Origin of the sequence: Hafnia alvei (assembly GCF_034424155.1) — a bacterium.
GTDB classification, from domain to species: domain Bacteria; phylum Pseudomonadota; class Gammaproteobacteria; order Enterobacterales; family Enterobacteriaceae; genus Hafnia; species Hafnia alvei.
Map to the genome: position 1 here is coordinate 3,536,857 of NZ_CP139992.1, position 25,405 is coordinate 3,562,261.

At 46.3% G+C, this 25,405-nt stretch carries 24 protein-coding genes and 1 tRNA gene; 14 read left to right on the top strand and 11 right to left on the bottom strand.

All coding sequences use genetic code 11. From position 1 onward, the window contains the following. Window positions 1-34 precede the first annotated feature (34 nt). Window positions 35-898: a GTPase family protein gene (locus tag U0008_RS16555; RefSeq protein WP_043495141.1), complete on the bottom strand. Its 864-nt coding sequence runs from the start codon at window positions 896-898 to the stop codon at window positions 35-37. 101 nt (window positions 899-999) lie between these two features. Further along, window positions 1,000-2,142, bottom strand: coding sequence for a hypothetical protein (locus tag U0008_RS16560; protein WP_043495144.1), 1,143 nt, complete (start codon window positions 2,140-2,142; stop codon window positions 1,000-1,002). Window positions 2,143-2,704: 562 nt separating this feature from the next. Between U0008_RS16560 and U0008_RS16565 the strand changes: the two genes are divergently transcribed. The 3 genes from U0008_RS16565 to U0008_RS16575 all read left to right on the top strand — a co-directional run bounded on the left by U0008_RS16565 (window position 2,705) and on the right by U0008_RS16575 (window position 5,014). Continuing rightward, a complete protein-coding gene (locus U0008_RS16565) occupies window positions 2,705-3,283 on the top strand; it encodes a YagK/YfjJ domain-containing protein (protein WP_043495147.1) in 579 nt (192 codons plus the stop codon). A gap of 92 nt (window positions 3,284-3,375) precedes the next feature. Continuing rightward, window positions 3,376-3,582 (top strand): helix-turn-helix transcriptional regulator, encoded by a 207-nt coding sequence (locus tag U0008_RS16570; RefSeq protein WP_043495150.1) that lies wholly within the window; start codon window positions 3,376-3,378, stop codon window positions 3,580-3,582. A gap of 229 nt (window positions 3,583-3,811) precedes the next feature. Next, window positions 3,812-5,014, top strand: a complete 1,203-nt coding sequence (locus U0008_RS16575; RefSeq protein ID WP_043495153.1) for a multidrug effflux MFS transporter — start codon at window positions 3,812-3,814, stop codon at window positions 5,012-5,014. A 7-nt stretch (window positions 5,015-5,021) separates the two neighbouring features. Here U0008_RS16575 and U0008_RS16580 read toward each other — a convergent pair whose 3' ends face one another. Next, entirely contained in the window at window positions 5,022-5,702 is a 681-nt protein-coding gene (locus U0008_RS16580) for a nitroreductase (RefSeq protein WP_043495156.1), read from the bottom strand. A 259-nt stretch (window positions 5,703-5,961) separates the two neighbouring features. Next, entirely contained in the window at window positions 5,962-6,987 is a 1,026-nt protein-coding gene (locus U0008_RS16585) for an alpha/beta hydrolase (RefSeq protein WP_226929837.1), read from the bottom strand. A gap of 274 nt (window positions 6,988-7,261) precedes the next feature. Here U0008_RS16585 and U0008_RS16590 point away from each other — a divergent pair, with 274 nt between their 5' ends. The 7 genes from U0008_RS16590 to U0008_RS16620 all read left to right on the top strand — a co-directional run bounded on the left by U0008_RS16590 (window position 7,262) and on the right by U0008_RS16620 (window position 13,645). Beyond that, the gene (locus U0008_RS16590; protein WP_193065637.1) at window positions 7,262-8,428 is read left to right on the top strand and encodes an aldo/keto reductase; all 1,167 of its coding nucleotides are present in this window, start codon (window positions 7,262-7,264) and stop codon (window positions 8,426-8,428) included. A gap of 14 nt (window positions 8,429-8,442) precedes the next feature. Next, complete coding sequence (locus U0008_RS16595) at window positions 8,443-9,123, top strand: heavy metal response regulator transcription factor (protein WP_043495161.1); 681 nt, start codon at window positions 8,443-8,445, stop codon at window positions 9,121-9,123. A 15-nt stretch (window positions 9,124-9,138) separates the two neighbouring features. Then, on the top strand, window positions 9,139-10,596 hold the full coding sequence (locus tag U0008_RS16600; RefSeq protein ID WP_043495162.1) for a heavy metal sensor histidine kinase: 1,458 nt from the start codon (window positions 9,139-9,141) through the stop codon (window positions 10,594-10,596). 64 nt (window positions 10,597-10,660) lie between these two features. Then, window positions 10,661-11,140: a (R)-mandelonitrile lyase gene (locus tag U0008_RS16605; protein ID WP_043495164.1), complete on the top strand. Its 480-nt coding sequence runs from the start codon at window positions 10,661-10,663 to the stop codon at window positions 11,138-11,140. Beyond that, window positions 11,118-11,879 (top strand): carboxymuconolactone decarboxylase family protein, encoded by a 762-nt coding sequence (locus tag U0008_RS16610; RefSeq protein WP_043495167.1) that lies wholly within the window; start codon window positions 11,118-11,120, stop codon window positions 11,877-11,879. The genes U0008_RS16605 and U0008_RS16610 overlap by 23 nt, the downstream gene beginning before the upstream one ends. A 9-nt stretch (window positions 11,880-11,888) precedes the next feature. Beyond that, window positions 11,889-12,473, top strand: coding sequence for a flavodoxin (locus tag U0008_RS16615; RefSeq protein ID WP_043495168.1), 585 nt, complete (start codon window positions 11,889-11,891; stop codon window positions 12,471-12,473). A gap of 107 nt (window positions 12,474-12,580) precedes the next feature. Next, window positions 12,581-13,645: an alpha/beta hydrolase gene (locus tag U0008_RS16620; RefSeq protein WP_043495170.1), complete on the top strand. Its 1,065-nt coding sequence runs from the start codon at window positions 12,581-12,583 to the stop codon at window positions 13,643-13,645. Window positions 13,646-13,846: 201 nt separating this feature from the next. Here U0008_RS16620 and U0008_RS16625 read toward each other — a convergent pair whose 3' ends face one another. Next, complete coding sequence (locus U0008_RS16625) at window positions 13,847-14,830, bottom strand: DUF6896 domain-containing protein (RefSeq protein ID WP_043495171.1); 984 nt, start codon at window positions 14,828-14,830, stop codon at window positions 13,847-13,849. Window positions 14,831-15,427: 597 nt separating this feature from the next. Between U0008_RS16625 and U0008_RS16630 the strand changes: the two genes are divergently transcribed. Beyond that, on the top strand, window positions 15,428-16,279 hold the full coding sequence (locus tag U0008_RS16630; protein WP_043495173.1) for an aldo/keto reductase: 852 nt from the start codon (window positions 15,428-15,430) through the stop codon (window positions 16,277-16,279). A gap of 26 nt (window positions 16,280-16,305) precedes the next feature. After that, entirely contained in the window at window positions 16,306-17,295 is a 990-nt protein-coding gene (locus tag U0008_RS16635) for an aldo/keto reductase (RefSeq protein ID WP_043495175.1), read from the top strand. A 34-nt stretch (window positions 17,296-17,329) separates the two neighbouring features. Here U0008_RS16635 and U0008_RS16640 read toward each other — a convergent pair whose 3' ends face one another. Next, complete coding sequence (locus U0008_RS16640; protein WP_043495178.1) at window positions 17,330-18,223, bottom strand: LysR family transcriptional regulator; 894 nt, start codon at window positions 18,221-18,223, stop codon at window positions 17,330-17,332. A 147-nt stretch (window positions 18,224-18,370) separates the two neighbouring features. On the opposite strand from U0008_RS16640, the gene U0008_RS16645 reads away from it, so the two are divergent. Both U0008_RS16645 and U0008_RS16650 read left to right on the top strand, forming a co-directional pair. Then, on the top strand, window positions 18,371-19,141 hold the full coding sequence (locus tag U0008_RS16645) for an SDR family oxidoreductase (protein ID WP_043495180.1): 771 nt from the start codon (window positions 18,371-18,373) through the stop codon (window positions 19,139-19,141). A gap of 145 nt (window positions 19,142-19,286) precedes the next feature. Next, a complete protein-coding gene (locus U0008_RS16650) occupies window positions 19,287-19,538 on the top strand; it encodes a YdgH/BhsA/McbA family protein (protein ID WP_043495182.1) in 252 nt (83 codons plus the stop codon). A gap of 189 nt (window positions 19,539-19,727) precedes the next feature. On the opposite strand, the gene U0008_RS16655 is transcribed toward U0008_RS16650, so the two are convergent. From U0008_RS16655 to U0008_RS16675, 5 genes are all read right to left on the bottom strand, one after another. Then, on the bottom strand, window positions 19,728-20,813 hold the full coding sequence (locus U0008_RS16655; protein ID WP_121626060.1) for a hypothetical protein: 1,086 nt from the start codon (window positions 20,811-20,813) through the stop codon (window positions 19,728-19,730). Beyond that, the gene (locus U0008_RS16660; protein ID WP_121626061.1) at window positions 20,791-22,497 is read right to left on the bottom strand and encodes an ORC-CDC6 family AAA ATPase; all 1,707 of its coding nucleotides are present in this window, start codon (window positions 22,495-22,497) and stop codon (window positions 20,791-20,793) included. Before U0008_RS16660 ends, U0008_RS16655 begins: the two co-directional genes overlap by 23 nt. A gap of 1 nt (window position 22,498) precedes the next feature. Continuing rightward, window positions 22,499-23,692, bottom strand: coding sequence for an HsdM family class I SAM-dependent methyltransferase (locus U0008_RS16665; RefSeq protein WP_043495185.1), 1,194 nt, complete (start codon window positions 23,690-23,692; stop codon window positions 22,499-22,501). Window positions 23,693-23,932: 240 nt separating this feature from the next. After that, window positions 23,933-25,141: a tyrosine-type recombinase/integrase gene (locus U0008_RS16670; protein ID WP_043495187.1), complete on the bottom strand. Its 1,209-nt coding sequence runs from the start codon at window positions 25,139-25,141 to the stop codon at window positions 23,933-23,935. Window positions 25,142-25,304: 163 nt separating this feature from the next. After that, window positions 25,305-25,380 (bottom strand) — tRNA-Thr (locus U0008_RS16675). Window positions 25,381-25,405 lie beyond the last annotated feature (25 nt).

Below are 25,405 nucleotides of genomic sequence, written 5' to 3' on the forward strand. Positions count from 1 at the left end.
CAGGGCTCGGAAAACTACTGGCAGGATTTAATATTCAGAAGAAGAAGTTCCAGACGGTACGGGCAACCGACACCACTGTATCGCGTACCGCCCTGATAACTGCCCGCACCGGGGCCGGTATCAGTGGCAGAGCGCTCACCGCATCCAGCGCCGCACCGACGGTTTCACCAAAATCGTTACGCGCTTTTTCCTGGACTGTCGTAGTGCGAAAGGGAGACTGCAGTTGCGCCACTACCGGGCTGCTGGCTTCACGAGGCAGGCAGCGGATCATCCGTTCGGCCATCATCCGCAATCCCCACTTAGCTTGGACAGAAATGGCACACACCGGATGTACAGGCTGGAACAGTTCATGCAACAGGCAGATTTTGCTGCTAATATTTTGCTTCTGCTCCATGGATAATTGACCATTACCGCTGGTGGGTTCGACTTTGTCTGACTGACTAATAACAAACAGCACCTTATGCCGGTATGCCTCGCCAATAACTTGAAGGTAAAAGTGCTCATCCACAGCCAGAGCCCGGTCATCAGCCTTAATCAGCCACAGAACAAGGTCGAGATGTGGCAGTTCTTGGCGATACAAGGAAGCATATTCAGCATCGCGGGCATTGCTTTCTCCCACGCCGGGCAGATCAACGATTGTCATCAGACGTTCACCAACCTGCAGACGAAAGCGCAGTGCCTCACGCGTACAGGCGACCACATCACTGACTGTCGATATCTCCCCAGCAAAGAGTGCATTGCAAAGACTGGATTTACCTGCTCCAGTTTTACCCATAATCCCTATAACCGGTTCGTAATTTGTCAGGTTATTTATGTGTTGCAAAATACGTTCCGATGCCCAATCAGGCAGAGCCGACAGAGTTTGTTGAATTGTTTGAACATTATCTGAGTTGTGCATAAAAGCATCTCCGGAGAAATAAACTAATTAGGCAGAACCTCGTGGCTCTGCCTTAACTGATTAGTCTTCATGGAGATGATATATATCTAAAACATCTTTAATTACTCCTTTCTATCGGATGTCATTTTTTTCCATGCTTCATCAATAAACGATTTAAGTAATACATTTGGCTCAATGCCAGTGGCTTTATGCAAAGACATTAATTTATTTTTAGATTGCGCTGTCAGTTTAATACCTGAACTATCTTTGGATTTTTTATCCCGATGGCGTTTTTGTATCCAGGAATTGCGGGCTCGCGCGAGGAATTCCTGCTTACTCTTTTCCCTACCTGGCGTAAACATACCCTCCTGGACATTCATAATATCAGCCTGTTCTACACTCCAGCCAGTCCAGCAGTCAAAGGTCGCAATAGCAAAATCTTTCATTTGCCTGCTGGTAGCTGGTTGTACATCACAACCGACATAGCTCTTAGACATATAATTCCATAACCAGTAGACATTTTCATCTTCATTCAGATCAATCCATGAAAATGGTAAAGGGAATTCATTAAAGGTATTTATCCACGAATGATAGAGTTCGTTAATGATTTTAATTTTTTCATTTACATCGCATCTAAAGCTATCAATTTCCTTCATCAGTGACAGCACATAAGTTTCTTTTGAGTCATGTACGGGGTTAAGTCTTTCGAAATTTATACCGTTTGCGCTGCGGGATACAGTGTTCACCTCATGTGTGCCCGGCAAGCTGATATCATTAACATATGCCCTGTCATTTGGTTTAACGTTCTTTTCATCTGATAATTTAATCTGATGTTTCTTTAATGCTTCAAAGTCTACATCGCTTGAATACTGCCCCAACATCTCCCCGGTGAAGAATGAAGGTATTGTATTTGATGCTGCAACATTATTATTTGTAAAGTTGAATTTTTTAAGTTCTAAATCAGATTTGCTAAAAATCCAGAGCCATGCAAAACAAGCAATGCGTCTATTTGATTTCATCCAGTCGAAATGTTTTTCAGACACAATATGTATTGTGGCATACGACTTCATCTCACTTATAGCCTTTCTTTTCTGAGATGAATTATCAAAACGCTGATCTAATTTCGAATGAATCAATTGCGCGTACTGCGCCGGTGAACAGAAAGAACTGACGATTTTCATATCAACAGCCACACCGAGATGCTCAGTCAGATACCTCACATACTGATAGTACTTTCTGCAACGCTCATACTCCATCAACGTCATTATGTTTCCCCTGCCATGTCCCGAGAAGGCTTAAAACTATCAAAAACCACTAAATCAACCATGCGATAAAATGTCAATTTATTACTAATAAAACACACATAAAATCGTAATTTTTTAGCAATCAAAAACGCTCATTATTTGTTCACAAATAGTGATTTCATAGGGTTTACCATGCTACAAAATCGAACTTTCCGCATTGCTAATAGTGAATCTTACCACCTCAAGAATTTTTTTATACAAGACAGAGCCTTCATCTGAGATCACAGATGACATTGTCATTAAGCAGGATGGTTTTAGCGTAGAAGCACGGGTCATTAAGCAGGCTGTGCAAGTGTTGTTGATGCCTTACTTAACGGCCAGGAGACTGGTAAGGAGAATAACTTGTGGAGATAATCGAATTAAGGTTTTTTAATATTATCTATAGAAGTGCTAACGTAGCCTTTCTTACCTCACTTACTCCATTCCAGACATATCCCGTTTGAATAAAGCTTATTTCTTCAGAAATGAGCTTCTGACAAAAAACATGATGCCCCTGTCTATTGAACGCTACAGAGGATAAATCATGACAACTACCTACAATGCAAACCCTAATTACGAAATGCACCCGTTAATTATCAGTGATATTAATGAGCATCTTGATGCGATGTTTAACCGTTACTCACGTCTTTTGGCTGTAAGAATTGATTTCGGCTGGAGAAAGAACAGTATGCGATATCAAAAACAGAGTATCGATGTAATGGCAAAGGACATGCATAACCTGATTAATGGGATTAAGGCTAACAAATCAATAACCGGCTATTACTGGGTTATCGAATGTTCATCTGATAAAGGGTTACATGTCCATGCTGTATTTTATCTGAACGGACAAAAACACAATAATCCTTACATGTTGGTTCGGATGATTGGAGATGAGTGGGCAGTATGTACCGATAATGAGGGATACTTCCATCATTGCAGAAATAAAAAAGAGTTTGTTGCCAGCGTTGAGCGTGTTGTCGATCATCGCAATCCGGAAGATATAAACAACCTGAGATATATCATTAGTTATCTGGCAAAAACCAGTCAAAAAGGCATAGGGGTGTATGTGAACAGAAACAATATATCTGCAAGAAGCAATCGTGGCAGACCGCGTCAATTCTGATTTTTTACAGGACAACCCGTTGATGTGGAGGAGCCGGTAGTAAAATAGTTTGCTACCGCTCCGGTTAATATAACTTACCGGAACACATCAATATGGTAACTAAACCTGCTTTACTGGAAGATCAGTTTATTGACATGAAATTCATTACCCAACTTACTGGCCTGAGCGACAAATGGTTTTACAAGCTGATACAGGATGGCTTATTCCCGAAGCCAATTAAGTTGGGCAGAGCTTCCCGTTGGTTAAAAAGCGATGTGGAAGAGTGGCTATATTATCGCATTTGCGAATCCAGAACATAATCCAGCCTGCTAAATTGCGCATAGAATCATCTTGCCCAGAAGAAAGTTCATTTTGATCATTCACAATTTAGCATCTCCTAAGAGTATTCCTTGAGGGTCAGAGTTTCATGAAGCTACTAATATTAAGTATTAATGAATACCATTCATAGTCCCTATCCTCCCCCCTACGATTATCAACAAGCACAAACCCGTTAACATACCCCTATATCTTCATGTCCAACGGATCACCATGCTTAATCAACAGGCACGTACACAGTCGGCTGCAGCTAAAAAAACCGGTCTCTCGTTTCTGCTAATTCTCAGTGCTCTCATGGCTGTTACCTCTTTATCAACCGACATCTATCTTCCGACTATGCCCATGATGGCCAAAGATTTGCAGGGTGACGCAGAGCTGACAATCACAGGGTTTCTTATCGGCTTTTGCATTGCACAACTGATTTGGGGACCAATTAGCGATCGTTATGGACGCCGTCTACCGCTGTTTATCGGTTTAGGTCTATTCATCGTCGGCTCGGTGGGCTGCGCGTTATCAACAGATATCGTGCAAATAGTCTTCTGGCGTGTTTTTCAGGCGTTAGGTGCCTGTACCGGGCCGATGCTGGCTCGAGCAATGATCCGTGACCTGTTTAGCCGTACTCGTGCAGCACAAATGCTTTCGACATTGATGATCATCATGGCTATCGCGCCGATTGCCGGGCCCCTGATCGGCGGGCAGATGATTAAAGTCACCTCGTGGCATGCCATATTCTGGCTGCTGGCGATTATCGGAACATTAATGCTGATGTCTTTATTCTGGCTACCCGAAACATTACCTGCTGAAAAACGCTCACAAGCCTCCGTAACCAAAGCTTTTCAAAACTACTATGCCTTGCTCACCAATGCCAAATACATGCGGTTTACGCTATGTCTGACGTTCTACTACGTTGCAGCCTACGCCTTTATCACCGGTTCTCCGTTTGTGTACATCACGTACTTCGGTGTTGACCCGCAGCATTACGGTTGGCTGTTTGCAGTAAACATTGTTGGACTGATGGCGGTGAGCATGGTCAACAGACGTCTGGTTCACCGCTATCCACTGGAAGCGTTGCTCAGGAATGCCGTATTCATCGCCGCTATTGCGGCAATAGTGCTGGCAGTCACCACCGGCCTGGGTGTGGGTGGAATTACCGTGATTGTCGGCGCTGTGTTCGTGTTCTTCTCTATGAATGGCATCATCGCGGCGACATCCACGGCTTGCGCTCTGGACGCAGTGCCTAATGTGGCTGGCTCCGCATCGGCGCTAATGGGTGCGTTACAATACGGCAGTGGCATCATCTCTTCACTTCTTCTTGCCCTGTTCAGTGACGGCACACCATGGACGATGGGCTGGATAATTGCGTTGTTTACAGCAGCCAGCGCCCTGATGGCACTGACCGTTCAGATAAAAAAATAAAACGTCGTTATTGATGCCAGACGACACTTTCTTCTATGGATACCCGACCTTCCCTGTAACTCAGGGAGGGATGCGTTTTATCTGGGATCCCAAACGAAATACCGTAAAGCAGCCTGAAGCCCTCAGGAACATTTAATATTCGACGCACCGTTTGGGCAAAATAACTCAGCACTGCCTGTGGAACGCCTGCGTAACCGCGAGCTGCCAGGGAAAGTAGGAATGTCTGGGCATACATACCGGCGTCAGAGGCTACGCGAACGTTGTCCCCTACAGCAGGAATGAACAGCAGGGCAACATGAGGCGCGCCGAAAAATCTCACATTACGCTCGACCACTTCTGAGCGACTTAAGTTATCCCCCCGCGCAACGCCCAGTGCCTGATAGTACGAGCGCCCCTGCTCCGAAGCCCGTTGCCTGAATGGCTCGGGATAAGCTTCTTTATCAAACGTAAAATCAAGACTGTAGTTCCCGGCCCTCAGATCTTCCCTCAGTGCGTGGCTTAATTCACGAAGTTTATCTCCTGCAACGATATGCAGGGACCAGGGTTGAGTATTGCAGTTGGATGGTGCGCATTGCGCTTCGAGCAAAATGTTTTTGAGGCTCTCTCTGGGGATAGGAGATGGAAGAAAGGCTCTTGCCGAGTATCTGTTTTTTACTACCTCACTAAATGTTGGCTCTTGCGAACTCATTTGCTTCTCCGCCTGAAAGTAATTTGAAGTGAATGATTCACTCTATCAAGATCCATCCTGTCACATCAGGCTCATCGTTTTCATTCCCGGTTCCAGATTAGGTCTATGAATTCCATTCATAGCGTCTATTTAAGCAGCGTAATTATCTTTAACCGCAACTTCGTTAATTTGGGTATATCGCGTGAACACGCAAGCGGAAAATGGCTACAGCTGATGGACCTACCCCAGCCTGCACGGCTGGGGCGTCATCGGAGGCTAACTAAATATTTTTATCGAAGAAGACGTCTAACTTTTGCATTGCCTGGTCAACGTATTTGGGCACCCAATACGTCTCGATATGGGTAGCGCCATCGATCAGGAAGAGTTCTTTGTCCTTCGTACCGGTGGCTTTCGCGAACGCATCTTCAGTCATATAGAGCGTATCCGCTTTTGTACCGGCAATCATCAGCAGCGGTTTATTGATGAGATTGATATGGTCCGTTACGTCAAAGCTCATCAAATCCAGAAGACTGCTGGTGGTGTATTTAAACGTGGAGTTCGGGTGCGCGTGGGTTTTCCAGTAGTACTCGTAGCCCTGGCGATACAAGGCAAAAGGTAATTTAGCAATCTGTTCATCAGTCAGGTTGGCATCGCCGGAGTAAAGCACTTCTCCTCCGGCTGCTTCCTGAGCACGTGCGTCAGAAGCCTGCTGAAGACGCTGCTGGATAGTATCCAGCTGTGAATCCTGCATACCGTTGCGGCGCACAAGGCCTGAATTAAACATGCTGATGGTTGCTATCGATTTGAACCGCTTGTCAGTTTCAGCCGCAACAAGTGAATACCCGCCGCCTCCGCAAATACCCAGCAGACCAAGGCGGGCGGTATCTACACCAGGATACTGACTGATGTAGTCAGCCATGCCGTGGATATCCTCTATGCGATTAGTGGGTTTATCCACGCTGCGAGGCATCCCACCGCTGGCACCCTGATAAGCCGCGTCGGCGGTAATGGTGATGTAGCCCTGGTCGGCGAGACGCTGGGCATACAACCCGGCGACCTGCTCTTTTATGCCACCATTAGGATGTGCAACCACCACGGCAGGATATTTTTTGGCGGGATCGTAGTTAGCAGGGGTATAGACATTCGCAGCAATCTGGATGCCATGCAGATCGTATTTCACGGGATGAATGTTGACCTTGCCTTTGACGTTCTCAGTTATGGCACCGTCATAGACGAGTGTGAATGGATTTTTTTTGTAATCAGCCGCATTGACTGAGGTCACTCCGGCCATTGCCGTGAGTAGCATTGCACTGATAAGCGTGAATTTCATGGTCTCTCCCGATGAGTGTCAGCCTGGTTATTCAGGCTCGCGGAATCAAATTTGCAGGCTCAGATTAGGCGGAGAGGGCTGTCAGCATCGTGACAGGGAAATAACATTTTTGTCAGGAAACAGGCTGGGATGGGAAAGCATTTCTGACAGCGCTGTCAGGTAGCCGTCAGCTTTATGTTGGCAATCCAAAGGCAGAATGGTCTCGATTAAATGAGATTCATGTTCAATTTTCTGAGAAACGGAGCGATCAATGAAAAGCCAGAATGCCCCAACAATGCCAGAGCGGCGCAAGCTATTAGTCGCCGGGGCGGGCATTGCCGCCGCCTCGCTGATTCCCCACGTATCGGCGGCGAGCCAATCCTCTCAGGTCGATTCCTCCAGACAAACCAGCCAACGCAATGCTGCTTCGGGCAAGCGTAAACTCGGGAAGCTGGAAGTTTCTGCCGTCGGTCTGGGCGTGCAGAACATGAGTCGTAAATACGACACCTCCGTTCCCTGGCGTCCCGAGATGATCAATGTTATCCGTCGGGCATTTGATAAAGGGGTAACGTTTTTCGACGCAGCTGAAGCCTACGGCCCTTTTGAAGTCGAAAAAATTCTCGGGGAAGGTGTCGCCCCCTTCAGGGACAAAATCGTTATCGCCACCAAGTTTGGCTGGAACATTGACCAACAGACGGGAAAGCGTTTGCCGGGCCTTAACAGCAGGCCGGAGCATATCCGGCAGGTCGTCGACAATATGCTCAAACGCCTGCGTACCGATCGTATCGACTTACTGTATCAACACCGGGTTGATCCACAGATCCCTATCGAAGATGTCGCCGGTGTGGTGAAAGATTTAATGGATCAAGGGAAAGTCCTGCACTGGGGTCTGTCTGAAATGGGCATCAACACGTTGAGGCGCGCCCATGCAGCATTACCCGTGACCGCCGTACAAAGTGAGTACTCCATGCTCTGGCGTGGCCCTGAAAAACAGGTGCTTCCAGTGTGTGAAGAGCTGGGCATTGGGTTCGTGCCATGGAGTCCACTCGGCGTGCAGTTTTTAACGGGTTGGATTGATGAGAATACCCGGTTCGCTGCCGGTGATTTCCGCGCGACAGAAACGCGTTTCGCGCCTGACAACCTGCCACACAACTTACAGCTGGTTGAACTACTGAAATCCTGGGCAATAAGAAAAAATGCTGCGCCGGGGCAGATTGCACTGGCATGGCTCATGGCCCGTAAACCCTGGATTGTTCCCATCCCTGGCACCACCAATAAAGACCATATGCTGCAAAACACAGCGGCTACCGGCGTGTCGCTGACTTCCGCTGAGATGACCGAGCTCACCCGCTCACTGGATGCGATCACTATCCAGGGTCAACGTCTGCCGGATGCTGTGCAGGTTTATTCCGATGTTGAAGCACCGATGAAAAGTTAAGAGGAAGTCCCGTTATGCGCCTGTTGTTAGTCGAAGATGAAGAAAAAACGTCAACCTATCTCTCCCGTGCGTTGGGTGAGTCCGGGTTTACGGTAGATGTCTCTGCAGATGGCGCGGAAGGTCTTCATTACGCGCTGGAGTTCGACTACGACGCGATAATACTGGATGTGATGCTGCCGGGGATGGACGGCTACCGGGTACTCGAGGGGGTGCGAGCAGCAAAACAGACGCCTGTGCTGATGCTCTCGGCACGGGGTTCGGTCGACGAGCGCGTAAAAGGACTTCGCCTTGGCGCAGATGATTATCTCCCTAAGCCCTTTTCCCTTATTGAGCTGGTGGCGCGAATTCAGGCACTGGTGCGCCGCCGCGCTACGGATGGCGCAGACATCACCCAACTGCACATTCACGATTTGCATCTCGACCTGCTGGCTCGCCGCGTATTTCGCGCCGGAACGCGACTGGAGCTGACCGCGAAAGAGTTTTCCCTGCTGAGCCTTCTGGCCCGACATCAGGGGGAGATTCTGTCAAAGATGATGATTGCGGAGCAGATATGGGACATGAATTTTGACAGCGATGCCAACGTGGTTGAAGTCGCCATTAAACGACTTCGGGCCAAAGTGGATGCCCCATTCGATATCAAGCTGTTACATACCGTTCGTGGCATGGGGTATGTCCTCGAAGTCCGGTCCGCATAAATGGAGGGGATAAGCATGCCTAAGCGTTCCATCTCCGTCCACCTGGCGCTGATGTTTGCCTTATCCGCGCTGCTGATTGTGTCCATTATCGGCATCCTGCTGAGAAGTTCCTTGCATGACTCTTTGCAAAAGCAGATGCACAACGAGCTATTGTTCCGTGAATCATTAATGAGTCCGTGGATCACCGCACGCACCTCGGCTGACGGCTGGTCGACGCTGGCCAATAAATTCACGGTGTTAACCAATTCTGAAGGTGAGCGCGTTCGCTACTGGATAGTGAGCGATAACCCACGCTTCAGCATGGGGGGAACACCCCCGGTGGGTGTTCAGTGGTCTTCTCTACAGGAAGGCTTTAATAAAGTGCCCGGTGCATCAGAAGGTGCCTGCTCGCTGTTTCTGTTAGTGAAAACTATCCCCGCCAACGGTGAGCGGCCTGAGTTGCGCTATGTGGTTGCTATCGACTCCACGCCGTACATGGGCACACTCGATGCGTTCACGCGTACATTGCTGATCATTACCGCACTGGGCGTCGTGATTGTCGCCTTACTGGGATACATCGTCTCAAGGATTGGTCTTCGTCCCGTTGGGGCGCTCAGTAAACAGGCCCGGCAGCTCGCTCCCGGGGACCATGGTCAGCGCCTGAATACCCAGGCATTACCTGACGAATTACAGCAATTAGCATCATCTTTTAATGGCGTGCTGGAACGGCAAGAGGTCGCCTGGAGACAGCTCGAAAGCTTTAATGCCGATGTTGCGCATGAGCTCCGGACTCCGCTGACTAATCTGATCGGCCAGACGCAGCTGGGGCTCTCGCGCCGACGTTCTCAAGATGAACTGGAAGAGTTATTGGGTTCCAACCTGGAAGAACTTGAGCGCATGACATCGATAGTTAACGATATGCTGTTCATGTCCCATGCCCATGCGGGTGAACATGCGTCCCAGCTTACCCAGGTGTCCCTGCGGGAAGAAACCCTGAAAACAGCGGAGTATGTGGAACCCTCTTTTGCTGAAAAACAGCTCTCTCTGGATGTTCAGGGCGACGTCACCGCGGACATCGACCGGCGATTGTTCCACCGCTCACTGGCCAATTTACTGGAAAATAGCGCAAGACATTCCCCCTCCAACAGCACGGTTACGGTGCGCTTAAGCGAAAAAGGCCATCAGGCCTGGGTAGAAGTTTTAAACCTTGGAGAGCCGATAGCGCCAGAGCACTTACACCGGCTTTTCGAGCGGTTCTATCGCGTCGACACCTCCCGAGCCAGAAGTGACACCCATCATGGACTGGGCCTGTCGATCGTACGTGCCGTTGCCATTATGCACCGGGGAGATGTCTTTGCGCGTAGTGAAGGTGGCATCAATACATTTGGCCTCACCTTTGCGATACAAGCGGATAAAGCGGCGGGCAATGCTCAATCCGGCACTGAGCCGGGACCAGGGTTAACTGACAGAATTGTCAGGGGGGCGTCAGCCTGACGTCATCACCCTCTCGATAAAATCATCGCAGGCAATCCCCTCTTCATTGATAAGGACGCTTTGCATGATCGGACATTTACGTTACCTCGGGCTGTTACTGCCCTTCTTCACATTTTCATCCTGGGCAGCGGAACAAAATCCCGCTGTCCATATCGCTCCAGCAGGAAGTCAGAACGCGGTGTTCGGGCCAGCCGAGAACTTTACCGGTCGTGTCAGGGTTGATCCTCTCTTCAAACCGGATAACGACATCAGTGTTTCCGGGGCTTATGTCACGTTTGAACCCGGCGCTCGTTCCGCATGGCATACGCATCCGGCAGGTCAGCGGCTGATTGTGACCTCTGGTGTTGGGCTCACCCAACAAGAAGGCCAGCCGGTGCAGGTTATCCGCGCCGGTGACGTTGTCTCTTGCCCGGCGGGCGTCAAACACTGGCACGGGGCGGCCCCCGGCAGCGCGATGACGCATCTGGCGATAACCGGGGTTGTGGATGGCAAAAGCGTTAACTGGATGGAGAAAGTGACAGATGAACAATACCACGCCCATTAAAGCATTAGCGGCAGCGGTACTGCTGACCTTTGGTTTTGGTCTCGCGGCACATGCTGCGCCCGTCAATAAAGGAGCCTCAGAAATGAACCACGAAAAAAAGGTTTCAGATACGCTGTCAGCCAGCCAACAGGCCATCCCGTTGATTGCGGCATCGATGGCCAGCAGTCAGATGGATAAGCTGAATGCAGCCCTGAATCAGGGACTGGATGTCGGGCTCACGATAAACGAAACCAAAGAGATTCTCGTCCAGCTTTATGCCTATACGGGCTTCCCCCGTAGCCTGAATGCGCTTAGTGAACTGATGAAGGTCGTCGAAGCACGTAAACAACGTGGTATCAAAGACGTTGAGGGTAAAGAACCCGTTGCCCCGATCCCTGTCGGGGATGAGCTTCGCCGTGTCGGTACCGCAAACCAGACAAAAATCTCAGGCACTCCCGTCCAGGGCCCACTGTTTGATTTTGCCCCGGTGATTAACCAGTTCCTGCAAACGCACCTTTTCGGCGACATTTTCGCCCGTGATAACCTCGACTGGCAAAGCCGCGAGCTGGCAACGGTTGGCGCATTAGCGGCCACGCCGGGCGTCGAATCACAACTGCTGTCGCATACGCGAGCAAGCATGCGGGTCGGCCTGACGGCGTCGCAGCTCCGCCAGCTGGCACAGGTTCTGCGTGAACATGGCGAAAGTGATGCAGCAACGCGAGCTGAAAAGGCGCTGCAGAAGGCGCTCGCAAACAATTAGGAGTGGGTTATGGAGCATGATCCCAACCGCAGAATGTTAATCACCGCACTTGCCGGGCTGACGCTTGCGAACGTTTCTTTTGCCTCAGCTGCGACCGGAACCGCAAACGTACAGGGTAAAAGCCGTGTGCTGGTGGCGTACTTTTCCCGGAGCGGAAATACACGAGTCATTGCGGGCATCATTCACCGCAGCCTGAATACCGATCTGTTTGAAATCGAAACGGCTACGCCTTATCCGGAAGACTATTTTCAGACCGTTGAACAGGCGAAAAAAGAGCGTGAGCGAGGCGTAAAACCGGCATTAAAAAATAGCGTTGCAGATATCTCACGCTACGAGACCGTGTATTTAGGCTTTCCGATCTGGGGAACCAGCGTGCCGCCCGTAGTGCAAACCTTTCTCAGCAACCACAACCTGGCGGGCAAATTACTCATCCCCTTTATTACTCACGGCGGCTACGGTAAAGGAGACAGCGACGACATCCTTGCCAGTCTCGCCCCAACTGCGCGTCGGGAAAAACCACTGGTCATTGAATGCGACCAGGAGCGAAGAACCACTGAAACCGTAACGAGTTGGTTAGAGACGATACGCAGTTAACCGTCCGCATTCATGAGGCTGCCAAATAGGGGCAATCAGGGGTGCTAAATAATTAACGCTGACAACTCAGATATGATTGAACGGCAAACATAACAGAGGATGTAATCTTGAAGACGATCTTAAAAACGCTGGCCATTTGCGTGATGGCGGGTGGCCTGGTGGCGCAGTCGGTATACGCCGAGCCGCTGGTCATTCAGGAACAGGGAAGCTTTTCTGCGGGTGGCACCATCATCACTGCACCAGGAACATTTGATGCGAAGAAGCCGCTGGAGTCTGCTGGTCAAACTTATCATGGCGATCATGCGTCTGTGTTCTACCAAATCCCGGAGAATCCGCATAAATACCCTATCGTCATGCTGCACGGCGCGGGCCAGTCTTCTCGCACCTGGGAAAGTACACCGGACGGTCGTGAAGGTTTCCAGAACCTATTCCTGCGGCGCGGATTCTCAACCTATCTTGTCGATCAGCCCCGTCGGGGTAATGCCGGGCGCACGACTGTAGAAGGTACTGTTACGCCTAAACCGGATGAACAGATGTGGTTTAACCAGTTCCGTGTCGGCGTCTGGCCAGAGTATTTTAACGGCGTTCAGTTCTCTCACGACAAAGAAGCCCTGAATCAGTATTACCGTCAGATGACCCCGAATACCGGGCCGTTTGATATCAATGTTATCTCTGATGCGATGTCCGCCGTCGTGGATAAATCCGGCCCGGCTATCCTCTTCACCCACTCTCAGGGTGGCGGACCAGGCTGGTATACGGCGATGAAAAACGACAAGGTCAAAGCCATTGTTGCTTTCGAGCCAGGTAGCAGTTTTGTCTTCCCGGAGAAAGAACTGCCAGCCCCTATGCCAAGTGCATTCGACACGCTGAAGGGTGAGCCTGTGCCAATGGAGCATTTTATGGCGCTGACCAAAATCCCGATTCTGATTATTTACGGCGATAACATACCGGATAAACCTGTCGCCACGCCCGCGCAGGACAGCTGGCGCGTACGTCTGGCGATGGCTCGTGAGTGGCGTGACGTGGTGAACAAGCATGGCGGTGATGTGACGGTGACGCATCTACCTGAAGTGGGAATCAAAGGGAATACCCACTTCCCGTTCTCTGATTTAAATAATGTACAGATTGCTGATTTGGTGAGTAAATTCTTGAAAGAGAAAAATTTGCAGTAGGAAGATCCAGTATTGAGCCCTCAATAATGAGGGCTCAATACAACCATCTGCATTATAAAAAATAAATGGGAACTTGACAGTCTGCGTTGAACTGCGATTTCAATGGGTCGATGCAACTCTATCCTTAATCGAAGAGGAGTGTTGCTGTTAGGTCAAATGTCTAGCTAGATTTAGCGATACATATGCAACCTTATCTCGCTATTATCTTTTACGCCGCGCTCCCTTTTCATTTATCAAATCACTCTCACCTTTACGTCCATTAATGACGTAATGCACTTCACAATGAATTCTATACTGTGTAAAAAAATCAGAAAGCGCCATATGTAATTCACGTGCCCATGGAAGGCGCTCAAAATTCACATCAAAAAAATCATATACATATTCCGTATTTTCCCTGAGATGGAAAACATTATTTCTAAACGTCCTGAGAGAATCAGCGTGTTCTTTCATTAACCTCCCTATGTTATTTGAAATCGGTAGCAATTCCTTAAAATCATCAGGACGCTCATTGTTAAGCAAGATCCGCAGGTTTAGCTTACGAACACCCTCGCAAACCACTCCCAGAAAACCCAACCAGGTAGAAAGATAAATTCTTATATCTATTTCATCACGCTCGTTTAAATGACCATTGACATGCGATTTTTGTCTAAGTTTTTCGTAATTCTTAAACATAAGCTCAGCTGACTGAAAATAATGAGTAAGAAGAACCAACACACGGTCTTGATTCCGGTTAGGAAGTTTATCTCCAGGATGTCTGCTGTCTATATCTACAGCGTAGAAAAATGGAGCATTAGCAATATAATAAAGGTCATAATCAATACAAACCAATTGTTCTTTATCTAATGCATTATTCAAACAGTCTGCAACTTCATCCTTATTCTTGAAGCCATAAGAACTCAGATTCTCTCCTGCAAAAAGGGTTAGCCTCCATAAATTAAACCCTCCAACCTCCCCCTGAGCACCAAAATCAAAATCAACATCCCCAGAACTAAGCCTTACCAGACAACCAGCACCATGCTTATGGTATTTAACGCCATCATCTAACTCATCAGAAATTGGTATATCTAATTCAATCCAATGATTACAACTCAATGGCATTGGTATACCAGAACGATGCATTATTTTTAGCGCGACCAAGATCTTTTCTTGAAAATCAAAAATCAAACGAGCAAGTTTTTCATTCATCGCAGCAGCCCATATTCCATTATTTAAAATAATAGTATCTTAAACCATCCCTCCCCTAAAAAAACAATAGTCAAATTATGAACATTCCATCCCCTCATGAACGATTTTCATATGACACATTCTCAACTTAAATTTCTGGCACTAAGCGGGCTTGAGCAGACAGATTTCACGAGATAAGGGCATGGATAAATTCTCCATACCCTTGAACTATTACTTCCCAGTTGATTTGCTTGGTTTCAGCCCAGGGGTATTGCCGGGGGTATCCTTATTATCACGTCTGCGTTGATCAGGTTTTCCTGTTGATTTTGCAATTGGTTTTGGACCAGGCTTAAGCCCCATAATCGTATTCCTTTGCCATGTCAGAGGTTATTCCTCAGTATGGATATAAGGGGAGTAGTAGGAATTATCAAGCTCGGATGGGAGGTGGATAGCGACTACTAGACTATTATGTGAACAATATCATCTTTTGGTACAAAGCCGCCCATCAGCCCCCAAATTAATGACCCCACCTAATAAACCCTAGCGAATTACCCCACCTAATAGAATAAATCACTTTGCGTTATGCTTTTCCTGGACAACAGCCCAAAGGATAACGTCATGCAAACTGTAAAACTGAACAACGATATTGAAATGCCCCTGCTGGGCTTTGGTGTTTTCCAGATGACGGATACTACTGAATGCGAAAGAGCCGTTATTGATGCCATCGATACGGGATACCGCCTGATCGATACCGCTGCGTCTTACCAGAATGAAACCCAGGTCGGGAACGCACTGAAACAGACCGGTATCGAACGTAACGAACTTTTTGTAACGACCAAGCTGTGGCTTCAGGATACGAACTACGAAGGTGCTAAAGCCCAGTTCGAACGTTCTCTGAACCGGCTGCAGCTTGATTACGTTGACCTGTATCTGATTCACCAACCTTACGGCGATGTCCATGGGGCATGGCGTGCTATGGAAGAACTGCAACAGGCAGGCAGAATACGCGCTATTGGTGTCAGCAACTTCCATCCTGACAGACTGGCCGACCTTATCGCATTCAACAACGTGGCCCCTGCGGTAAACCAGATTGAAGTTAATCCCTTCAACCAGCAACTGCATGCCGTTCCATGGATGCAAAGCCGTGGTATTCAACCGGAAGCCTGGGCGCCGTTTGCTGAGGGTAAAAATGGTCTGTTCCAGCACCCCGTGTTAACGGCAATTGGTCAGAAGTACGGCAAAAGCGTGGGCCAGGTTGTGCTGCGTTGGATCTTCCAGCGAGGCATCGTTTCGCTGGCGAAATCGGTGCGCAAAGAACGCATGGAAGAAAACATCAACATTCTCGATTTTGAACTCAGCTCTGAAGATATGCTGCAGATTGCCGCCCTCGACACTGCAACCAGCGCCTTCTTCTCTCACCGCGACCCGGCGATGGTGGAATGGCTGACTGGCCGCAAACTTGATGTTTAAGTCGCGATAATAGAGGTATTCACTCAATGCAAAAACGTTATCTGGGTAAATCCCGACTCGAAGTCTCCGCGCTTGGGCTCGGTTGCATGGGCTTAAGCCACGGCTACGGCCCGGCGACCGATACCCGACAGGCTATCGAGCTCATTCGCGCAGCGGTTGAACGTGGCGTCACCTTCTTCGATACCGCTGAAGTGTATGGACCCTTCCTCAATGAAGAGGTTGTTGGCGAAGCCTTAAAACCATTTCGTGACCGCGTGGTCATCGCCACTAAGTTTGGTTTTACTTTTGGCGACGACAACAAGCAGCAGATTTTAAACAGCCGTCCGGAGCATATCCGTGAAGCAGTGGAAGGATCATTACGTCGTCTAAAGACTGATGTCATTGATCTGCTGTACCAACACCGTGTCGACCCGGATGTCCCTATTGAAGATGTTGCGGGAACAGTGAAGGACCTGATCGCTGAAGGCAAAGTTAAACATTTCGGTCTGTCCGAAGCGGGTGCGCAAACTATTCGTCGTGCGCATGCCGTACAACCTGTCACTGCCCTACAAAGCGAATACTCAATGTGGTGGCGCGAGCCTGAGCGGGAGATCCTGCCGTTGCTGGAGGAATTGGGTATTGGTTTTGTACCCTTCAGTCCATTAGGTAAGGGCTTCCTGACAGGATCGATTAGGCCAGGAACCACTTTTGGCAAGGATGACTACCGCAGCACAGTACCACGTTTCGCCGGGCAGGCGATTGAAGCCAATGAAAAGCTGGTCTCATTGCTGGGTGAACTGGCGGCAGAGAAAGGCGTGACGTCTGCACAAATTGCGCTGGCATGGCTGCTGGCACAAAAGCCGTGGATTGTTCCTATCCCTGGTACCACCAAACTGCATCGACTGGAAGAAAACCTTGGGGCTGCCGACATCATTCTTTCACAGGATGACTCACGGCAGATAATACAGGCGCTTGAAACGATTAAAATCGTCGGCGAACGTTACTCCCCTGAACATCAGGCCCGCGTGGGCCGTTAATACCCGGACGGGTCCGCTACGATTGGCGGACCCGTTATTCCGCGTAGCGAAGTGCATCGATCATCAGCGCAAAAGCGGGCGGATGCTGCTTACGGCTCGGGTAATAAAGATAATATCCGGGAAAAGATGGGCACCAGTCCTGCAGAACCTGAATCAGCTCTCCTGCCTTTATATAATCCTGCACCCTGTCCTCAGGCATACAGGCGATGCCAAAACCGGATAACGCCGCATCAATCCTTTCCGCCTGCAGATTAAACGTGACCTGCCCTTCCACTCTGACCCGTAACGGTTTCCCTTCCTTTTCAAACTCCCAGTGGTAAAGCCCACCGGCTGTCGGCAGGCGCATATTGATGCACCGGTGATTTTGCAGCTCGTGCGGCGTTTCAGGTGCAGGGTTTGCAGCGAAATAAGACGGAGCGCCCACCACAGCCATTCTCATGTCCGGCCCAATTTTTACCGCAATCATGTCCTTATCTACGCTTTCGCCCAGGCGGATCCCGGCATCAAAACGCCCCTCAACGATATCGACAAAGCCGTTATCAACCACCAGTTCGAGATTAATTTCCGGATATTCCCTGAGGAAGGGTTTTAGCTTCGGCCAGACCAGACTTCGCGCGGCATGCTCCCCGGCAGATAAACGAATATTGCCGGAGGCGGTGCCGTTTAGTTGAACCAGTGATTCCAGCTCTTGCTCAAGATCGGCAATACGAGGTTCAAGGCAGGCAATAATTCTCTCACCGGCTTCTGTAGGGGCCACGCTTCGGGTCGTGCGGGTCAGAAGGCGGATATTCAGCCTTTCCTCCAGGGCCTTTATCGCGTGGCTGAGTGCAGACTGGGAAACACCCAGTTTGCCCGCTGCTTTGGTAAAACTTCGCTCCCTTGCCACCACAAGAAAGATTTGCAATTCGTTGAAGTTTTCTTTGAGCATCGGCAATTTCCTTATGGGGGCATTCCCTTCATCGCACATTCATGAAGGGGGTTCATAGACACAATCATTTTGCCCTATTACTGACAATAATGATCATTGATATTCTGACGGTATCGAAAATAAGGCTGAATTATCAGAAGGTTTATTATGAAAATACTCGTTGCAGGGGCGACAGGAAGTATTGGCCTTCATGTCGTGAATACCGCTATCGAAATAGGTCATCAGCCTGTGGCGCTGGTCAGAAACAAACACAAAGTAAAATTACTTCCTCGTGGAACAGATATTTTTTACGGCGATGTTTCAATGCCTGAAACACTCATCGACTTGCCGAAAGATATTGATGCCATCATCTTCACTCTGGGTTCCGATGGTCAGGGTCGTATTGGTGCCAGAGCGATAGATTACGGCGGAGTGCGTAATATTTTACGAATATTCAGGGATACGCCTGTTCGTATCGGCCTGATGACCACGATTGGCGTGACTGAACGACTCAGTACCTGGAATCAACGCACTGAGGTTCATGACTGGAAAAGACGTGCCGAGCGTCTGGTAAGGGCCAGCGGTCACCCCTATACCATCGTCAGGCCCGGCTGGTTTGACTACAACAATGATGATGAGCACAGCATCGTTATGCTCCAGGGGGATCGTCGCCATACGGGAACACCGGAAGATGGTGTGATATCCCGGGAGCAAATCGCCCAGGTTCTGGTCTGTGCCCTGACCAACGATGCGGCAAAAAATAAAACGTTCGAGCTGGTGGCTGAACGAGGCGAAGCACAGCAGCATCTGTCCCCGCTGTTTGCAGATCTGCTGGCTGATGATCCTGAAAAAAATGATGGGGTTCTGGACATAGACAATATGCCTCTGCGTGAAGAACCTGACTGCATTATTAACGAGCTGAAGCTGTATTCAAAATAACTTAACTAATGTAAGGATCTGACAGCTTTGTCATATAGCGATCAGTCTCATGACAGCTTAGGTCTGTATATTTGAATGTACAGAGGGGAGAGTTCCCCTGATACGAGTCCAATTTCAAACATAATTTTTAAAAGAGGTATTAGATATGAAATCACTACTTATTACTTCATTGATTATGGGATTTATTGCAGTGAATGCCGCATCTGCCGCTCAGGAAATTAACCATGCAGATGGGAAAGAAAAGATCGGTGTCGTCTCAACCAGCAATGCCTATACGCTTGATGATTTATCAAATGCGCTCTCTCGTAAGGCTGATGAGCAAGGAGCAACATCGTTCAAAATTCTGTCAACCACGGGGAATAACCGGCTGCACGGGGTTGCTGAAACCTATCAATAAAACTTAATTGCGATGATACATAATTTCCATATGGAATAACAATCTATAGTAAAAGCAAGCACCATCATCATTCACACATTACATTTATTAAGATAGCTAGAAGCTTCAAATAATTAGATATTTAACATTACCCATGTTCAATCAAAAAAAATAACGCCCTACTATTTCAAGTAAAAATCACTAATATTTTCAGATAGTAGTGGCGTTAACTTTTTCAGTTTTTTTATTTTTTCTTGCAGGAGGTTTAGGCTTATACGCATTAACAAAAAGTTGATATGAATCCTGTAATGATAATCCGGGAAGGGTATCGTTTTTAGCACTAAATATTGCATAATACTTTTCGAATCGACTTATATCTTTTTCAAACACCCATGTCCATTCAGAATCATATAGTCTTTCCCCTCCTTTTTCCTTATTTTTGTTCTCAACTGTACGATTAATTATAAATTTGAAAACGGTATTATTCAAAGTTCTAATAAAATTCTCAACAATAAATGCGATTTGCTCGAGATCATCATTATTGAGTATTATCGGTTTTTCTAAGTGCTTCATATGTTCAGCCAATCCTAGTCGGATTGCATTTTTCGAACCCAACTTACCAAATCGGTGAACACAACAATGCCTTAACTCGCAAACTTTCATGAATTCGCTTGAGCATTTCATCATTTCGATTGGTCTTTGTCCTTTCATTCCAATAATGTCCTTTAATGTTTCAAAAACATTATAAGGGCTTGCCAATGAAAAGTCCTCAAGTAAAGCTTCTGGTAATAACTCCTTTTTATGGTGTTGTGCCGCTGCATAACTAACGGCCTTATCAGAAACTATAGACTGAATATATTCATCATGATTAATTAGATTCCTGATAAGAGCTCGCAAATAACTTTCGGCTGCAGACACATAACCTAATAACAACAGATGGCTTAATGTGTTTGAAATATCACCAGATCTTAACAAGTGAAGTTGCTTTGTATTAGCTATAAAAAGATCTAACGGGGATTCCTTGCTATCAACAGGTAACTCATTAAATTTTTTGTGCGTCTCAAACGAAAAAACTAGAGCTGGATTACTACATAGTTCAAAAAACTCTCTTCCATCTAAGTTATCATGAGTTGCAGTGACAACTGAGGACGCCACATTATGATGAGTGGTCTCTTCATAATCCTCTTTTGATTCTAGTTCCATTTTCCCGACTCTTTTTAAATTAAACTTTTCAGATAAGAAAGACACGATTGACAAGTAAATGCCATCAAAATTAAGACAAAAACTCTTCAACATGTGATAACACTTTGTCCATAATTTTATTGGCAATTTTGGGTCCTATTCTGTGAATTTTTCTTAACTCACTCCCTGGGTCTTGTAAGGACAATACATCTCCTATAGTTTTTACTTTTTCCAGCCCAGATAGTTTTTGCATTTGCCAAGATGTTAGATGTGGTACTTTTGAAAGTGGAATAGACATGCACTGATTATAGGCCGACTCATCAATCAATTGATTCCCACAATGGTGGCAAAATTTTTGATTGTCAGTCAATCGCGGAGTCTTGCAGTTATTGCATGGAGGTAAAGTTAGTTTAAGTCTCGCAAGTTGCTCAGCATTGAATAATGATGAAATGTTTCTTCTGACAGGATGCTTAGCATTCTTTCTTAGTATTTTTTGAATAATCTGAGAGGGAGAAAAACCTCTACTTCCTTCGTTAAACACTCTTTCCTTTATCAATAAAGCATAATGAGGAATATATCTTTCATAAGTACGCCCATCACCATGAGAAATATCAGGAAGATTATAAAAAAGCCCTGTTTCAATTAATAGTTTAGTGAGTCGAGAAAAATAAACATTATCATTTTTCTCTATGCCGATTATGACTTGTTTCTCTTCTTTATATTGGGAGTTACTTTCCTTGAGTAATTCGACTACTTTTAATAAAAGTGATTCACCTAATGAAACAATGTCAAACAATCGAGGTAGCTTATATTTTAGTGAACTGTATTCGCTGAGTCTAAGCTCAACATACTTTTCAATTATTTTATTGAATTTTTGCTGAGTTGTCTGACTTAAAGTTGTTTGACAATCCCTTAACATCATCAAAAAAGAACGTGGAATACCAAATGCTGAGAATTTAAATAACTCTTTCAAGTCATCCGGGATGCCATCATACCCAGGAAATCTTGCCTGCGCTATAGCATCCATCACTGAGGAATAATTAGGGTGCTGTACCGAAATCCAAGCATCAATTGTTTCAGCATCATGAGCAACATGAAACCTTGGGCCATATTCGGTTGTTCCAGGATAAACCGATGCCTTTAAAGCTATTTTTGAGGTTTTTAGACTACGTACAATATCAAAAAACTCGTAAAGATATTCAGGAGTTAAGCTTATTGCAGCATCGTCTAATAAAATAATGACTCTTTTACGTTCAAGCCAATCGCATAGTGAACTCAACGAGGATATGACAGAAGAAACACTGATCAATTGAACAATGTTTTCTTGTTCTAATGATGGCGAAAGACCCTGCTCAAGCCTTACGATTAAATTAATTAGGAACTCTTTATCCGCTATGAGTATCGTTGACAAATCAAGATCTTCAGAATCTTCAATATCGCAAGCAATTTCATAAGCAGAGAGTAGTATCTTTGCTAATACCCATTTATGAAAGAGATCAATTGCATTAGGTTTAGATTTTAAAAGCGGCTCTAACTTAAAATATTTATTAAAGGAAACATAGAGTGGTAATGGTGCGTTATCATCGTTTTTACATTCAACCCAAGCATAACGCATCAAATGTGTTTTACCACATCCCCTAGGACCAACTATAAGTTTGATTCCTGGGGATATAAGAGCATTATGTATAATATCGAAAAACTCTCCAGATCTGATAGTATTATTTTTTATCGTATCCTCATCAATATAATCAGCTCGTTCCTCGACAAGAAATTTACTATCTAATTCCATATCAGTCATGTTAAATCCTTACGAGATGTATTTTTTTTAATGCATCCATTGTAATATGTTGTGCGGCTACACCACTACTCGCTCGAGATAATTCCTCTTGCCCATCTTGAGAACAAAGAAAATCAAATAATTTTTTCTTATCTTCACCAGAGGCTCGTATCAGAAAAATACAGTCACTGATATAAGAATACCCGCTCTCAACAAACACTATTTTTTCATAAAACTTTCGCCCAACCCTTGCTATTAATATGTCACCAGGCTTAGCAATGACATCTAATTTTGATGGCTTCAATTCTTCTACAGACTTGCAGTGGAATTTAATGCACTTTTCATCACCACTAAACTTTGTCGTATGAAAAACATGTTCCGTAATTTCCTTTGAATTAAACCTACCTCTAAAAATTGAAATGTTTTTAAGCATCCCAATTGTGCTAAACTCTTCATTTTTATTATAATGATAAGAGTAGTCCATTCTCTCAATCGCATCTTCTTTTCTAATTAAAACAGGAGGCGACAATTCCCCATCTTTAGTTATACAATGTAATTGTATTTTCTGATGAGGCACAATTTTTTTATTAAAAATCAAAATATGTGTTTTAGCTTCTGTCCTTTTGAAGATATTCCTAGGTAATTCAATGACTTTTGTAATTGAATGTTCATTCAATAAATATCGTCTTAAACCTATAAACTTTCTTGCTGTAAATATACCATCAGGTAAAATTATCCCAGCCTCACCGCCTTTTTTAAGAAACCTGATGACTTGAGATATAAATATTATCTCTGCTGGGACATATTTTGAGATAGATATATATTTATCTGCCCCAATCTCACTAATGATTTTAGAATAATCATCCCTCCATTCAGGGAGAGTGAATGGAGGGTTACATACTGCAACATCAAAATTTCCTTGATGTCGGGCAAGCATTTCAGGAAATGAATGAACAAGGGCATCTGTTACAATATGAGTAAGATTATCACATACTTTTTTTGACATCCGAGATTCTATATCCAAAGAATATGCTTCTGCATTCTTCCATCGGTCTAAAGCGGCATAGGTTAAGCTCCCCTCACCCGAAGCTAAATCAATAATATTATTGACTTTTTCAGCTTTCATCTGAGAAACCAATAATGCACTTATGGATTCTTTTGTATAGTATCTTCCGAGACTATCTCGTTGTGTGAATGGCATATAGTTACTGTTCATTTTTTATACACACTTTAAGTACGCTACCGCCCTAGGCGTTACGGCTACCCAAAACCAACATAATCAGGTAACTTATTGATATTTATAAACTTACTCTCAAACCTTACAGCCCTAAAACCTAAAAAAGACAGAAGTGTAGGTAACAAAGGGCAATCGGATCTAGGGCTAATGTTTAAACTTAAGTATCAAAATATACGGTTATAGGTCATTTTCCTAATCAATCCTATCATCACGTCAAATCTACTTTGTAGCGTTCACCAGCAAAGAAATACATGAATTATGATTAGCGTTTATATGGTCCGCATACCACTGCATCATCTTCCTCCTTCCTTCCAGATACAACGCATGGTTATACGTCCCACGAATCGCGTTCTTATCGACATGCGCAAGCTGGGTTTCAATCCATGCCGTATTAAACCCTTCCTCATGCAAAATCGTACTCATCGTGTGACGGAAACCATGCCCCGTTACCTTCCCCGTATATCCAATCCGCTTGAACACCTGATTTATACTCGCTTCGCTCATTGTTTTGCGGGGATCATTCCTCCCAGGAAACACCAGAGGATATTGCCCAGACATCACTTTGAGCTGCTGTACGATCTCTAGTGCTTGGGTAGAGAGGGGTACCAGGTGAGGCCGTTTCATCTTCATGCGCTCTGCAGGTATTTCCCACACCGCTTTTTCAAGATCAAACTCACTCCAGAAAGCACCTCGGAGCTCACCGGTGCGAACTCCCGTAAGGATCAGCAGACGAGCGGCAAGAACAACGAGCGGGCTGCCTGTATAGCCAGAAAGAGCTTTAAAGAAGTCTGGTAACTCCTCAACGGTAAGGAAGGGATAATGCTTCGATTCATGCCCTGACATCGCGCTGGTAAGATCCGCTGCAGGGTTATATTCCGCACGACCAGTCACGATGGCGTAACGGAAGACTTCGCTGCAGCGCTGTCGAACCTTCTTGGCCTTCTCTGTTGCACCACGGCTTTCCATTCGACGCAGCACATTCAGTAGAACCAAAGGTTTGATTTCATTCACTGGCTGCTGGCCGATATAGGGGAAAATATCTTTATTGAAAGCTTCGATAATGTCGGAGGCATAACCTTCTGACCATCGGCTCATCTTCGTTCCGTGCCATTCAAGCGCCACAGCCTGAAACGTATTATTGAGCTGTACATCCCGAACCAGCTTTTCTTCTTTCTTGGCAAACGATGGATCGATACCCTCGGCCAGCTTTTTCTTGGCTTCATCGCGTAGTGCCCTCGCTTGTGCAAGGGACACTGCCGGATAAACGCCAAAAGCCATACGCTTCTCTTTTCCATTGAAGCGATATTTCATCCGCCAGTATCTGGAACCAGAAGGAATAACCTCAAGATACAAACCAGCACCATCTGCCAGCTTATAGGCTTTCTCTCTGGGTTTAGCAGCATCTACCTGCCGCGCATTTAACTTCATTGGGGGCATCTCCCTGGACCGAACACAGAATGCCCCCACTTATGCCCCCAACTGTAACTTGATTCCGGTTGAGTCCAGTTGATAACAGGAGATAAGATACGGGCCAGAAACCGCAGTATACGGGCTTTAAGTTGATTTCGGTAGACTTGGGAAGAGTTTGAAATGGTGCCGATAATAGGAGTCGAACCTACGACCTTCGCATTACGAATGCGCTGCTCTACCAACTGAGCTATATCGGCACTGAGGGAATTATTTGCTGAGGAA

Coding starts and splice junctions, on each gene's coding strand:
- U0008_RS16605 (WP_043495164.1), top strand. CDS start 10,661: ATGATCGGACATTTACGTTACCTCGGGCTGTTACTGCCCTTCTTCACA.
- U0008_RS16565 (WP_043495147.1), top strand. CDS start 2,705: ATGACAACTACCTACAATGCAAACCCTAATTACGAAATGCACCCGTTA.
- U0008_RS16595 (WP_043495161.1), top strand. CDS start 8,443: ATGCGCCTGTTGTTAGTCGAAGATGAAGAAAAAACGTCAACCTATCTC.
- U0008_RS16560 (WP_043495144.1), bottom strand. CDS start 2,142: ATGACGTTGATGGAGTATGAGCGTTGCAGAAAGTACTATCAGTATGTG.
- U0008_RS16665 (WP_043495185.1), bottom strand. CDS start 23,692: ATGAACAGTAACTATATGCCATTCACACAACGAGATAGTCTCGGAAGA.
- U0008_RS16600 (WP_043495162.1), top strand. CDS start 9,139: ATGCCTAAGCGTTCCATCTCCGTCCACCTGGCGCTGATGTTTGCCTTA.
- U0008_RS16555 (WP_043495141.1), bottom strand. CDS start 898: ATGCACAACTCAGATAATGTTCAAACAATTCAACAAACTCTGTCGGCT.
- U0008_RS16645 (WP_043495180.1), top strand. CDS start 18,371: ATGAAAATACTCGTTGCAGGGGCGACAGGAAGTATTGGCCTTCATGTC.
- U0008_RS16630 (WP_043495173.1), top strand. CDS start 15,428: ATGCAAACTGTAAAACTGAACAACGATATTGAAATGCCCCTGCTGGGC.
- U0008_RS16575 (WP_043495153.1), top strand. CDS start 3,812: ATGCTTAATCAACAGGCACGTACACAGTCGGCTGCAGCTAAAAAAACC.
- U0008_RS16660 (WP_121626061.1), bottom strand. CDS start 22,497: ATGACTGATATGGAATTAGATAGTAAATTTCTTGTCGAGGAACGAGCT.
- U0008_RS16650 (WP_043495182.1), top strand. CDS start 19,287: ATGAAATCACTACTTATTACTTCATTGATTATGGGATTTATTGCAGTG.
- U0008_RS16640 (WP_043495178.1), bottom strand. CDS start 18,223: ATGCTCAAAGAAAACTTCAACGAATTGCAAATCTTTCTTGTGGTGGCA.
- U0008_RS16615 (WP_043495168.1), top strand. CDS start 11,889: ATGGAGCATGATCCCAACCGCAGAATGTTAATCACCGCACTTGCCGGG.
- U0008_RS16610 (WP_043495167.1), top strand. CDS start 11,118: ATGAACAATACCACGCCCATTAAAGCATTAGCGGCAGCGGTACTGCTG.
- U0008_RS16585 (WP_226929837.1), bottom strand. CDS start 6,987: ATGCTACTCACGGCAATGGCCGGAGTGACCTCAGTCAATGCGGCTGAT.
- U0008_RS16635 (WP_043495175.1), top strand. CDS start 16,306: ATGCAAAAACGTTATCTGGGTAAATCCCGACTCGAAGTCTCCGCGCTT.
- U0008_RS16590 (WP_193065637.1), top strand. CDS start 7,262: ATGAAAAGCCAGAATGCCCCAACAATGCCAGAGCGGCGCAAGCTATTA.
- U0008_RS16670 (WP_043495187.1), bottom strand. CDS start 25,141: ATGAAGTTAAATGCGCGGCAGGTAGATGCTGCTAAACCCAGAGAGAAA.
- U0008_RS16625 (WP_043495171.1), bottom strand. CDS start 14,830: ATGAATGAAAAACTTGCTCGTTTGATTTTTGATTTTCAAGAAAAGATC.
- U0008_RS16570 (WP_043495150.1), top strand. CDS start 3,376: ATGGTAACTAAACCTGCTTTACTGGAAGATCAGTTTATTGACATGAAA.
- U0008_RS16655 (WP_121626060.1), bottom strand. CDS start 20,813: ATGTTGAAGAGTTTTTGTCTTAATTTTGATGGCATTTACTTGTCAATC.
- U0008_RS16580 (WP_043495156.1), bottom strand. CDS start 5,702: ATGAGTTCGCAAGAGCCAACATTTAGTGAGGTAGTAAAAAACAGATAC.